This window comes from Chryseobacterium sp. MDT2-18, assembly GCF_030815285.1.
In the GTDB taxonomy this organism is placed as follows: Bacteria; Bacteroidota; Bacteroidia; order Flavobacteriales; family Weeksellaceae; genus Kaistella; species Kaistella salivictor.
In genome coordinates, this window is sequence record NZ_JAUSWQ010000013.1 from 35,515 (window position 1) to 49,580 (window position 14,066).

Genomic DNA, 14,066 nt, shown 5'->3' on the forward strand with positions numbered 1-14,066 from the left:
TTATTGAGACAAATGTATAAAAATTATTTATTGCCCTATTACGGATTTCCATAATTTTCTCTTAATTCTTTTTATTATATTAGGGAATTGAAAAAAATAACTATGAAAAAGCAATGCTTCCGGTAAATTTGGAAATCGTCTTATCATCAATAAAAAATCCCACGGAGTACGCAGGATTGAGTTTTTCTTCGGCTTATAGCCTTGTTGTGAATTGTCTTTCAGTTGCAAATATATAAAAAATAATTAAAACGAAACAAAAATGAATAAAATTTTAGGTGTTGATTTAGGTACCAATTCAATTGGGCTTACATTAAGAGTCGGTGATGTGTTTTCATGGTATGGAGTATACACTTTTAAAAAAGGGGTTGGAGAAGGGAAATCCGGCGAATATTCATTTGCAGCCGAGAGAACAAAACATCGTTCTTCAAGGAGGCTTTACAATGCAAGAAGATATAGGAAGTGGAAAACTCTTAAAGTTTTAATTGAAAATAATTATTGTCCATTATCTATAGAAAATTTAAATAAATGGAAACATTATGAAAAAGGCTTAGGAAGAATTTTTCCTGTAAATGATGAATTATTTCAAAACTGGATTAAGTTGGACTTTGATAATGATGGGATTCCGGATTTTACAAGCCCATATCAATTGAGAAGATTATTAATCACCGAAAAATTAAATTTATCACTTCCTCAAAATAAATATAAAGTTGGTAGAGCATTATATCATATTGCGCAGAGAAGAGGTTTTAAAAGTAGCAGGAAAAGTGGAGCTAATGAAAAAACTGCAGTTTATAAAGGAAGTACTGAAACCAAGACTATCGGAAGAAATGAATATGAAAATTTAATTATTGAGAATGGAAGCTTAGGAGCTGCTTTTGCGTTTTTAGAAGATAACGGAATACGGGTTAGAAACAGATATACTTTAAGGTCTGATTATCAAATTGAAGCTAAGAAAATTTTAGAATTTCAAAACATTGACAATCTTCAGTTTCGTGAAGATATTGAAAAAGCAATATTTTTTCAACGCCCTTTGCGCTCCCAAAAAGGCTTGGTGGGGAAGTGTACTTTAGAACCTAATAAAGCCCGTTGTCCAATCAGCCATTACAAATTTGAGGAGTATAGAGCGTGGTCTTTTATTAATAATATAAAATTTAAAAACAAAGAAACGAATCAATTTGAATCAATACCGCTAGAGCTTAGACAAAAATTATACAACGAAAAATTCTTCTACAAAAGTAAGAGAGATTTTCAGTTTAGTGATGTTAGAAAATTTATTAAGGAAAATGGTGGTAAAGAATGGGAACTTAATTATTCGGCCAAAATGGATGAAATTTCTATTCCGAGTTGTTTTGTTTCAGCAAGGTTAAAATCTGTGTTTGGAGAAAATTGGCAGGACTATAAAAAATCAATTAAAAAAATCGATAAGAAAGGGAAGGAGTATGATGTAAATTATACTATTGAAGATATTTGGCATATTATGTTTTCCTATGAAGATGAAGAGGTTTTTGAAGAGTTCCTCGTGAGTACATTAGAATTAGATGAAAAGGAAGTTAAAGAATTAGTGACTATATTTAATCAGTTTCCTATTGGTTATGCCAATTTAAGTTTAAAAGCAATAAACAATATTTTGCCTTTTTTAAAACAAGGAATTATCTATTCCGAATCAGTAATTCTAGCAAAAATACCGGAAATTATCGGCAAGGAATTATTTGAACACAATAAAGAAGAAATCTTAGAAGCATTGCGGCAAGAAGTTGAAAACGTACGAGAAGAAAAAACAATTGTCAACATTGCTAATAATTTGATTTTTAAGTATTATGCATTGGATTGGGATGAAAGATTTGCTTGGAAAGATGTAAGTTATAAACTAGATAGTTCTGATTTGAAGGAGGTTGAAAAAGCAACTATAGAACATTTCGGAGATAAAACCTGGCAGAAACTGGATGAAGGCTCCAGAAAAAAGATATTATCAGAAGTAACAATTAAATATCAAGACTTTTTTGCTTCGTCAAAAAGGGAACATATCAAACCACCTCATTTGGTAAATAGAATTTGTGCATTTCTAAAGCGTGCGTTGGGTGTTTCAGAAGAAAAATTGAGCAAAATTTATCATCCCTCACAAATCGATATTTATCCTAAAAAAGAAGGACAAAAATATTTGTTAAGCCCGAAAACAGCAGCTTTCAAAAATCCGATGGCTTACAAAACATTGTATAAGTTGCGCGATGTTATTAATTATTTAATTGAGATTGGAAAAATTGATGAAGAAACCAGAATCGTTGTAGAAATTGCAAGAGATTTGAACGATAGCAACAAACGCTGGGCAATAGAAAAATATCAAAGAGACCGGGAAGCTGAAAACCGAGAATTTGCTAATGCAATATCAGAGTTAATTAATGATCCGGAATTCAAGGGAAATGCAGATCCTGCAAGTAAAAAAGACAACGAAAAATTCAGATTATGGATTGAACAAACTGACAATTTAGAAGAAGTTCTGAAAGAAATTCAGGTAATTGATAAAAATAAAAATCTATCTGTTTCTCAAAAAGACATTCAAAAATACCGTTTATGGAAAGAACAAAATTGCACTTGTTTTTACACCGGAAAGATGATTAGATTGACAGATTTGTTTGATAAAAACATAATCGATTTTGAGCATACTATTCCCAGAAGTAAATCTTTTGACAATTCATTAGCTAATCTAACGGTTTGCTATGCAGATTATAATAGAAATATTAAAAAGAATCAAATGCCAACTGAATTGCCTAATTATGAAGAAGAATCAAATGGGTATTCGGCAATAAAACCACATTTGTATTTGTGGGAAAAGAAAGTAGAAGATCTGTTCAAGCAGATTGATTTTTGGAAATTCAAATCCAAAGTTGCAATAGATAAAATGGCAAAAGATGAAGCTATTCGTCAAAAACATATTCGTATAATGCAATATGATTATTGGAAAAGCAAATTAGATAGATTTACAAGAACAGAAATTCCGCAAGGATTTGTCAATAGCCAATTAACCGATACACAGATTATTACAAAATATGCTTTTCATTATTTGAAAACCGTTTTTACTAAAGTAGATGTTATTAAAGGCTCAAATACTGCCGAATTTAGAAAAATATATGAGATTCAACCAAAAGATGAGGTAAAGGATAGAAGCAAGCATTCTCATCACGCAATTGATGCTGCTGTTTTAACTCTTATTCCCTCTGCCAAAAAACGAGAAGAAATACTGAAAAAGTCTTATGGATTTGAAGAAAAATATTTTGATAAACAATACCACGAAAAACCATTTCTTGGATTTAATATTTCGATGATTGATGAGATAAGAAATAACATACTTATCAACAATATGGCCGACAAAGACCAAGTTTTAACTCCAGGAAAAAAGATTGTAAGAAAAAGAGGAAAAGTTGTTTGGATTGATCAAAAAAATAAAATTCCTAAAGTTGCACAAGGAGATTCTGTGAGGGGCGAATTACATCTTCAAACCTATTATGGAAAAATTAAAATTGCGGCAAAAGATAACAATGGTTCATTATTAAGAGACGAATCAGGTAATGTAATCTATAATCAAACAGATGGAAAAGATGAGGTTTGGATGGTTTTGAGAAAACCTATTGATAAAGTAAATTTTGGTTCAGATATAATTGTTGATTTTCATTTAGCAGAATATCTCAATAAACAAATTTTAGATGGCGTAAAACAACTAGAATTACAGGATTTTCAAGGAAAAATTTTAAGACATCTACGATGTAGAGTTAAAGCGGCTCGTGGATTTATGAATCCGGACAATGTAACTGTTGTAAAAGAACATGTTTATAAATCTTCAAAAGATTACAAAAATTATATTTATGCAGATTCCGGCGAGAATTATATGTTTGGGTTATATGAAAATGAAAAAGGAGAAAAAAATATAATTTCAATTAATAAATTTGAAGCTTCAAAGTTTGTTAGTGCCTTAGGAATTCCTGAAAATAAAGAAGAAGTATTTAAACAGAAAGAACCTGTTTTAATAAAAACTAAGGAAGCTATTCTAATTCACCTTTTCAAAAGTGGACAAAAAGTAATTTTCTATAATTCATTGGAAGAATTAGAGGATATTAAAAAAACTCCTGAAGAAATTTCAAAAAGACTATATTTTATTAAAAGGCTACACCAAGCTTCAGTAGGAAATATGCTTTTTCAACACCATTTAGAAGCGCGTACAGATGAAGAATTAATAAAAGATTTTCCAAAAGAGATATTTAAATCAGCTGGTAAGGATGGTTTTTCAAAATATCAAACAGATTTTATAGCTCCAAGAATTTTGTTTAAGCCAACTACCCCTAATTTTATCATTGAAGGTAAAGATTTTGAAATGAAATTAGATGGAACCATAAATTTTAATTTCCGATGATCACCCGCTCCATTTACATCGGCAATTCCGCATACCTCAAGCTCAAAGACGAGCAGATGTACATTCTTTGTCCGGAAACCAAAGAAGTGAAAGGCAAGGTTCCGGTGGAGGATTTGGGTTTGCTGATGTTAGATCACTTTCAGATTACCATTTCCCATCAGCTTATTCAGAAAATGATGGGAAATAATGTGGTCATCATCAGTTGCGATGCGCACCATTTGCCGCACGGCATCATGTTGCCGTTGTACGGACATTCCCAACATTCAGACAGGGTCAAAGATCAGCTGGAAGCCAGTGAACCGCTGAAAAAACAACTCTGGAAACAAACCGTAGAATGTAAAATTGAAAACCAAAAGGAAGTTTTAATCCGTTTAGGAAATTATCACGAACCCATGACCGGTTATCAAAACAATGTCAAAAGCGGCGATATTACCAATATGGAAGGCATTGCAGCACAACATTACTGGAAATACCTCATCAGTTTAGATTTTCTTCGCCAGCGGTTTGGTGAGTCGCCGAACCCGTTTTTCAATTTCGGTTATGCGGTTTTGCGCAGTATTGTAGCCCGTGCGATTGTAGAGACGGGTTTGCTTCCGGTTTTAGGGATTTTTCACAAAAATAAATACAATCCCTATTGTTTAGCAGATGATTTGATGGAGCCTTACCGTCCTTTTGTAGATCTGTTGGTGATGGATTGGCTGACGAAAAACCCCGATTCAGAAGAGTTGACCAAAGAGTTTAAAGCGCATCTCCTGCAGATTGCAACCAAAGATGTGTTGATCGATGGCAAGAGAAGACCGCTGATGGTGGCTGTTAAAACAACTGCAAGCTCCCTTTATAAGTGTTATACTGGAGAAAAGCGGTTGATAGATTATCCGGAATTAATATGAATGCCGAGAGGTTTAATGCCTACCGAATTATGTGGGTTTTAGTTTTATACGATTTACCGACCGAAACCAAAGCCAATATGAAAGACGCGAACCGCTTTCGTAAAGGTTTGTTGGATGATGGATTTGCACTGTTTCAGTTTTCGATGTATATGAGGCATTGTCCGAGTCGGGAAAATGCTGAGGTACATATTAAAAGGGTGAAATTTATGCTTCCAAAAGCGGGTAAAGTTGCCATTATGTGCATTACCGATAAGCAGTTTGGTGATATTGAAATCTTTTTTGCCAGAAATAAAGAAGAACCGCCGCCAATGTACCAACAGCTCGAATTATTCTGATTTATTCATATAGAAAAATAATATAAATAACTGATTGACAGTTGTTAAATTACGGAAAAAAATCAGATTAAAGAGAAACCAAAACACGGAGCCAGGTTTATAAATGATCGACAGCCAGTATGTAAAATGGAAAAACAACCGTTCTTTAAGTATTTCATGGTTTGATCATGACAGAAGTTGCGGTAGAAATTATGAAATCGTAATGGAAACCTCTGAAAATAGGGTCAAATTATCTGCGATAAAATTCTTATTGAATAAAATTTAAACAGGCTCTTATTATACTCTTTATATTTTACAGTAACCTTTGAAAAAATCACCGCGGTGAAAATAATAAATCACCGCGGTGATTTTCCGAAAAGACCGCGGTGTTTATTAATTTTAGGTTTTAAAAAATAAATAGATATGCCTGCAAAATTTATTACCACCAAGAAGACGGTTCCTTCCGGATCGGAAATGAAAGAACTGTATTGTGCCACCCTGGTGAAAAACCGGGAAGTGAACCTCCACGAAATCGCTGAGGCCCTGTCCGAAAACAGCACCCTGAACCCGGTGGATTGCTACGGGGTGATGGTAGGCATGGCCGCGCAGATTGCAAAACACCTGCAGGAGGGAAATGTCGTGAACATTGAATTTCTCGGTACTTTTAGGATCTGGGCCAAATCCACCGCGGTGGAATCTCCGGAACTGGTCTCCGAAAAAACGATTGGTAAACCCTCGGTCAACTTCCGCCCTTCTGTCCTGATGAAACAGCGGATTTCCAAAACACAGTTCGTCCCTAAAAAATAGATTATTTCCCAATAACTGTCTGTTTGATATTCCCCAGTTTTACAGGAAAAGAGAAATGCTGCCTCTAATTCCGTTAAAAAGTTTGGCAACGGGATGACGTATTGTGCAAAAGAAGTGGGTGTCGCAAAAACTAACATTAAAAAATAGCTTTATCATTTTAGTATCTTGATTTTCTTTGGACTTCTACTTTCGATTTTAAAATCCAGGAAAGAATAACAGGCTAAAATAAAACTTTAGCAAGGAGGAATACTTCACTTTTTAAATGCTATAAAAACAAATAATCTACTGAAAATCAGCAGATTATTATTTGAGGTTGTTCCTCGTCACGAAGATAATGAAATTTGAAAGCAATTCACAACGATTCCGGAGTTCATTTGTGCGCTGTAAAGTTGTTCCTCGTCACGAAGATAATGAAATTTGAAAGCAATTCACAACATGCAAACTAACATGTATTTAACTCAAACTGTTGTTCCTCGTCACGAAGATAATGAAATTTGAAAGCAATTCACAACTGCAAAAACCGCTTTAAAGAAACAATAAAAGTTGTTCCTCGTCACGAAGATAATGAAATTTGAAAGCAATTCACAACTCTAAGGGTTCATACGAAGCGGCAAACGGAGTTGTTCCTCGTCACGAAGATAATGAAATTTGAAAGCAATTCACAACAGTAAATGCTCAACCTTGTCAATCGGTAAGGTTGTTCCTCGTCACGAAGATAATGAAATTTGAAAGCAATTCACAACGGTTAGGCGAAGGCGTACAAATGTTGGGTGGTTGTTCCTCGTCACGAAGATAATGAAATTTGAAAGCAATTCACAACTGCAAAAACCGCTTTAAAGAAACAATAAAAGTTGTTCCTCGTCACGAAGATAATGAAATTTGAAAGCAATTCACAACTTTGTAAGAGCGGTCAATAAGTTTTCGACCGTTGTTCCTCGTCACGAAGATAATGAAATTTGAAAGCAATTCACAACCCAAAAGGCTCAATCATCAGTCTTTGTGTTGTTGTTCCTCGTCACGAAGATAATGAAATTTGAAAGCAATTCACAACTACCAAATATTTATATAAAAAAGTTACTTAGTTGTTCCTCGTCACGAAGATAATGAAATTTGAAAGCAATTCACAACTTGATACCTCGTCTCTGATTCGATTTTAGAGTTGTTCCTCGTCACGAAGATAATGAAATTTGAAAGCAATTCACAACCAATTGCGACAGCATCACGAACGTTTAGAAGTTGTTCCTCGTCACGAAGATAATGAAATTTGAAAGCAATTCACAACTATTGGAAATTACTACATCGATAATATCTAGTTGTTCCTCGTCACGAAGATAATGAAATTTGAAAGCAATTCACAACTCGCGCTGGTTCCGGCTGCAGGTATTTCGGGTTGTTCCTCGTCACGAAGATAATGAAATTTGAAAGCAATTCACAACCACAACGATTTGCGGTCGCATAAATCTTACGTTGTTCCTCGTCACGAAGATAATGAAATTTGAAAGCAATTCACAACACCAACCTCCTGCTGATCCACAGCGGAAACGTTGTTCCTCGTCACGAAGATAATGAAATTTGAAAGCAATTCACAACTATTCCATGAAGTTGCAACGGTGATGTTTCGTTGTTCCTCGTCACGAAGATAATGAAATTTGAAAGCAATTCACAACACCAATGGCTCAATTGCTTACCGTAACCAAGTTGTTCCTCGTCACGAAGATAATGAAATTTGAAAGCAATTCACAACCATCTTCAATGGCGGTACTTTCTGAAACATGTTGTTCCTCGTCACGAAGATAATGAAATTTGAAAGCAATTCACAACTATCGAAGCGTTATAAAAAATAACGGAAAGGTTGTTCCTCGTCACGAAGATAATGAAATTTGAAAGCAATTCACAACGGTAGAAAGGTTAGGGAAATATCCGAATATGTTGTTCCTCGTCACGAAGATAATGAAATTTGAAAGCAATTCACAACCCTTACCACTATGCGGATAAATAACCCACCGTTGTTCCTCGTCACGAAGATAATGAAATTTGAAAGCAATTCACAACTACGGGTTAAATAGGGTGTTATTTTTGACCGTTGTTCCTCGTCACGAAGATAATGAAATTTGAAAGCAATTCACAACAGACTTTCCCATCGTCCACCGAAAAAAAACGTTGTTCCTCGTCACGAAGATAATGAAATTTGAAAGCAATTCACAACCATCTGCGATTGCGACTATAAAAGGCAAATGGTTGTTCCTCGTCACGAAGATAATGAAATTTGAAAGCAATTCACAACTATAATTAAACGATATGAAAACAAAGACTTGTTGTTCCTCGTCACGAAGATAATGAAATTTGAAAGCAATTCACAACTGTTGAAAGTTCGGCAATCAATTCTATTTGGTTGTTCCTCGTCACGAAGATAATGAAATTTGAAAGCAATTCACAACTATATTCTGTACCAATTCCAATTGGATAATGTTGTTCCTCGTCACGAAGATAATGAAATTTGAAAGCAATTCACAACGTGTGGTGTTGATTCACCAGAACTCGGAAAGTTGTTCCTCGTCACGAAGATAATGAAATTTGAAAGCAATTCACAACCATCGGTGTCCTGACCAACTAAGGTTACAAGTTGTTCCTCGTCACGAAGATAATGAAATTTGAAAGCAATTCACAACTATTACAATTATATTTTATATTTTGTAATTGTTGTTCCTCGTCACGAAGATAATGAAATTTGAAAGCAATTCACAACTAAATTTCCTGCCATTTTTCTTCCTGCATAGTTGTTCCTCGTCACGAAGATAATGAAATTTGAAAGCAATTCACAACCGATGTTCCAGCATGATCCTGCATATACTGGTTGTTCCTCGTCACGAAGATAATGAAATTTGAAAGCAATTCACAACGGCTCATAAGTTGTATTAATTGTCCCCTGCGTTGTTCCTCGTCACGAAGATAATGAAATTTGAAAGCAATTCACAACTGTAGTAATCCACGGACTGAATGGTCACGGGTTGTTCCTCGTCACGAAGATAATGAAATTTGAAAGCAATTCACAACTGAAGGGGTGTGTAGAATATCAAAGATATAGTTGTTCCTCGTCACGAAGATAATGAAATTTGAAAGCAATTCACAACTGTACGGCACTCAGAAATTTTACTATAGAAGTTGTTCCTCGTCACGAAGATAATGAAATTTGAAAGCAATTCACAACGCGGCGATGAATGGTTTAACATTGGTTGAAGTTGTTCCTCGTCACGAAGATAATGAAATTTGAAAGCAATTCACAACGTGGTGGTTTAATAGGTTTTGCTTTTGGTTGTTGTTCCTCGTCACGAAGATAATGAAATTTGAAAGCAATTCACAACTTTTATTTGGTATATCCTAAAATTGAACTTGTTGTTCCTCGTCACGAAGATAATGAAATTTGAAAGCAATTCACAACCATTCCAAAGTTCAACTCCTTTTGTTGGCAGTTGTTCCTCGTCACGAAGATAATGAAATTTGAAAGCAATTCACAACCTTTAGCGATTGCGTCGGCTCCCTTATCGGGTTGTTCCTCGTCACGAAGATAATGAAATTTGAAAGCAATTCACAACACTTGGCATGATGTATCAAAAGAATTCGATGTTGTTCCTCGTCACGAAGATAATGAAATTTGAAAGCAATTCACAACTCTCTATGATCGATCGCTGCAGCACTTTTTGTTGTTCCTCGTCACGAAGATAATGAAATTTGAAAGCAATTCACAACATGAGGTTGAGGAGGAACGTCTATTCTTTAGTTGTTCCTCGTCACGAAGATAATGAAATTTGAAAGCAATTCACAACAACGGAACCTTATAAGGGGCTAAACTCAACGTTGTTCCTCGTCACGAAGATAATGAAATTTGAAAGCAATTCACAACGCTATACCCTGCGTACCTACAAATTCAATAGTTGTTCCTCGTCACGAAGATAATGAAATTTGAAAGCAATTCACAACCCTTTTCAAAATCGAAATCAGGATACTTATGTTGTTCCTCGTCACGAAGATAATGAAATTTGAAAGCAATTCACAACAACAATCGTCACTTTCGTTTCTGCGCCAAAGTTGTTCCTCGTCACGAAGATAATGAAATTTGAAAGCAATTCACAACCGTTGGAATGCTTCCGACTTCAGGGCTTTCGTTGTTCCTCGTCACGAAGATAATGAAATTTGAAAGCAATTCACAACCAGGCAGAACAATATGAAAGCGGAAATGCTGTTGTTCCTCGTCACGAAGATAATGAAATTTGAAAGCAATTCACAACCATCGGAATAGAAGAATCCAAATACTCCCCGTTGTTCCTCGTCACGAAGATAATGAAATTTGAAAGCAATTCACAACACAACTCCATTAGTAACATTGAAATAAACAGTTGTTCCTCGTCACGAAGATAATGAAATTTGAAAGCAATTCACAACCTATACTCTTAGCATACTTAATTCTGTCTAGTTGTTCCTCGTCACGAAGATAATGAAATTTGAAAGCAATTCACAACAAAAACAGAGCGGTGTGGCGGAACTGGTAGGTTGTTCCTCGTCACGAAGATAATGAAATTTGAAAGCAATTCACAACTTTGCCATTGTTTACAAAAGTATTTAAAAAGTTGTTCCTCGTCACGAAGATAATGAAATTTGAAAGCAATTCACAACTTGGAATCACAGCAAAATAACATTAGCAAAGTTGTTCCTCGTCACGAAGATAATGAAATTTGAAAGCAATTCACAACAGCGTTAATGCCCTGCAGTTTATTGAATAGGTTGTTCCTCGTCACGAAGATAATGAAATTTGAAAGCAATTCACAACTTGGGGCAATCCATTAATTCTTAATAAATAGTTGTTCCTCGTCACGAAGATAATGAAATTTGAAAGCAATTCACAACTCAAGCGCATCCAAATGCTCCTGCATTTTTGTTGTTCCTCGTCACGAAGATAATGAAATTTGAAAGCAATTCACAACTGAAATTGGTGTATGTCTTTCCGTCTTTCTGTTGTTCCTCGTCACGAAGATAATGAAATTTGAAAGCAATTCACAACTGATGTTGTAGTTTTCTAATCTATCACCTAGTTGTTCCTCGTCACGAAGATAATGAAATTTGAAAGCAATTCACAACTGTTCGATATGTTGAACAACTAAATAAACAGTTGTTCCTCGTCACGAAGATAATGAAATTTGAAAGCAATTCACAACCGCGGGAAATTCAAAGAATCAATAACTCGCGTTGTTCCTCGTCACGAAGATAATGAAATTTGAAAGCAATTCACAACTTGAAAGCCCGTCCATCGCATCCATCGATAGTTGTTCCTCGTCACGAAGATAATGAAATTTGAAAGCAATTCACAACTTAAAGAATTTTGTACAGCTTGCGAACTTTGTTGTTCCTCGTCACGAAGATAATGAAATTTGAAAGCAATTCACAACATAAAGTAGAAACAACCATCTTTTTACATTGTTGTTCCTCGTCACGAAGATAATGAAATTTGAAAGCAATTCACAACTGCCAAAAGGTAGGCGTATCTTTTGTCATTGTTGTTCCTCGTCACGAAGATAATGAAATTTGAAAGCAATTCACAACTCGGTTGGTTCCGTCTTGAATCTCATAACTGTTGTTCCTCGTCACGAAGATAATGAAATTTGAAAGCAATTCACAACTTGTGGCTCAATGCTTCGTCCGAACTCATGGTTGTTCCTCGTCACGAAGATAATGAAATTTGAAAGCAATTCACAACAATGCGCAGGTGATAAACTACGCTCCTGATGTTGTTCCTCGTCACGAAGATAATGAAATTTGAAAGCAATTCACAACTATGGCTCTTAGCTTTATTTTTAATAACTAGTTGTTCCTCGTCACGAAGATAATGAAATTTGAAAGCAATTCACAACTAATGTTTGGGCGTGGAACTTCTTTTTACAGTTGTTCCTCGTCACGAAGATAATGAAATTTGAAAGCAATTCACAACATTAAACTGATAAATTCTAAATCTTTACCTGTTGTTCCTCGTCACGAAGATAATGAAATTTGAAAGCAATTCACAACTCATTATGTTTAGAATATTATCACCGTCAAGTTGTTCCTCGTCACGAAGATAATGAAATTTGAAAGCAATTCACAACTAATGTTTGGGCGTGGAACTTCTTTTTACAGTTGTTCCTCGTCACGAAGATAATGAAATTTGAAAGCAATTCACAACTTTCATACGTCATTTTAGTAAGCGCGTCATGTTGTTCCTCGTCACGAAGATAATGAAATTTGAAAGCAATTCACAACCTTTAGCGATTGCGTCGGCTCCCTTATCGGGTTGTTCCTCGTCACGAAGATAATGAAATTTGAAAGCAATTCACAACATTCCAGCTTCATATAATTTCAGTTGGTCTGTTGTTCCTCGTCACGAAGATAATGAAATTTGAAAGCAATTCACAACATCAAAAAAACACTTGGTAAAATGATAAGTGTTGTTCCTCGTCACGAAGATAATGAAATTTGAAAGCAATTCACAACCGTCGGCTTTATCAAGGTAAATTCTTCGCGGTTGTTCCTCGTCACGAAGATAATGAAATTTGAAAGCAATTCACAACCTTCCTCCTGCCTTAAGATATACCACATCTGTTGTTCCTCGTCACGAAGATAATGAAATTTGAAAGCAATTCACAACAGTATAAAGACGCAAATGAACTACTTGTTAGTTGTTCCTCGTCACGAAGATAATGAAATTTGAAAGCAATTCACAACTATTATTCTTATCGGGACTCGAAGCGGAAAGTTGTTCCTCGTCACGAAGATAATGAAATTTGAAAGCAATTCACAACCTTCCAGTGAAGTCCTTTATTTCTAATAAAGTTGTTCCTCGTCACGAAGATAATGAAATTTGAAAGCAATTCACAACTCTCGGAGGCATTGGACCATTCCAGATATTGTTGTTCCTCGTCACGAAGATAATGAAATTTGAAAGCAATTCACAACCAGCCGATAAGTCGGAAACCAATTTCGGCAGTTGTTCCTCGTCACGAAGATAATGAAATTTGAAAGCAATTCACAACTGTAAAAATAGGCGTTTCCATCAGTCTCCAGTTGTTCCTCGTCACGAAGATAATGAAATTTGAAAGCAATTCACAACATGGGGGTAAAATATTTCACTGTTTCATCTGTTGTTCCTCGTCACGAAGATAATGAAATTTGAAAGCAATTCACAACTGGCAGGAAGCCCAAGAAAAGACCTTCGACGTTGTTCCTCGTCACGAAGATAATGAAATTTGAAAGCAATTCACAACCATGCCGGATTTGAAGCATAAGCATTATTTGTTGTTCCTCGTCACGAAGATAATGAAATTTGAAAGCAATTCACAACATTGGGAGTGTATAGGCTCACCAGATGAAAGTTGTTCCTCGTCACGAAGATAATGAAATTTGAAAGCAATTCACAACCTGTATTGCTTGCAGGTTGTTATTGGCGACGTTGTTCCTCGTCACGAAGATAATGAAATTTGAAAGCAATTCACAACATAGGATAATGGAAACGATGACCATCCCAAGTTGTTCCTCGTCACGAAGATAATGAAATTTGAAAGCAATTCACAACAGTGGTGATTCATCAACTTACAACAATATCGTTGTTCCTCGTCACGAAGATAATGA

Annotated in this window: 4 protein-coding genes and 2 CRISPR repeat arrays (1 of these 6 running past the window's edge); all 4 genes read left to right on the top strand. The window is 35.3% G+C overall.

Annotated elements, in window-relative coordinates:
* The first annotated feature begins 259 nt into the window (after positions 1–259).
* Complete coding sequence (cas9, locus tag QF004_RS12435; RefSeq protein ID WP_307426806.1) at positions 260–4,402, top strand: type II CRISPR RNA-guided endonuclease Cas9; 4,143 nt, start codon at positions 260–262, stop codon at positions 4,400–4,402.
* Entirely contained in the window at positions 4,399–5,292 is an 894-nt protein-coding gene (gene cas1 / locus QF004_RS12440) for a type II CRISPR-associated endonuclease Cas1 (protein ID WP_307426810.1), read from the top strand. Before cas9 ends, cas1 begins: the two co-directional genes overlap by 4 nt.
* Entirely contained in the window at positions 5,289–5,627 is a 339-nt protein-coding gene (gene cas2 / locus QF004_RS12445) for a CRISPR-associated endonuclease Cas2 (RefSeq protein ID WP_282904871.1), read from the top strand. Before cas1 ends, cas2 begins: the two co-directional genes overlap by 4 nt.
* A 402-nt stretch (positions 5,628–6,029) precedes the next feature.
* Entirely contained in the window at positions 6,030–6,413 is a 384-nt protein-coding gene (locus tag QF004_RS12450) for an HU family DNA-binding protein (RefSeq protein WP_307426814.1), read from the top strand.
* 312 nt (positions 6,414–6,725) lie between these two features.
* A CRISPR array of direct repeats spans positions 6,726–13,625; the repeat unit is 47 nt; unit sequence GTTGTTCCTCGTCACGAAGATAATGAAATTTGAAAGCAATTCACAAC.
* A gap of 107 nt (positions 13,626–13,732) precedes the next feature.
* Positions 13,733–14,066: a CRISPR direct-repeat array (repeat unit 47 nt; unit sequence GTTGTTCCTCGTCACGAAGATAATGAAATTTGAAAGCAATTCACAAC); it runs 21 nt beyond the window's last position.

What these genes read in the sequence shown, in the direction of transcription:
- cas2 (WP_282904871.1), top strand. Translation starts at nt 5,289, where the DNA reads ATGAATGCCGAGAGGTTTAATGCCTACCGAATTATGTGGGTTTTAGTT.
- cas1 (WP_307426810.1), top strand. Translation starts at nt 4,399, where the DNA reads ATGATCACCCGCTCCATTTACATCGGCAATTCCGCATACCTCAAGCTC.
- cas9 (WP_307426806.1), top strand. Translation starts at nt 260, where the DNA reads ATGAATAAAATTTTAGGTGTTGATTTAGGTACCAATTCAATTGGGCTT.
- QF004_RS12450 (WP_307426814.1), top strand. Translation starts at nt 6,030, where the DNA reads ATGCCTGCAAAATTTATTACCACCAAGAAGACGGTTCCTTCCGGATCG.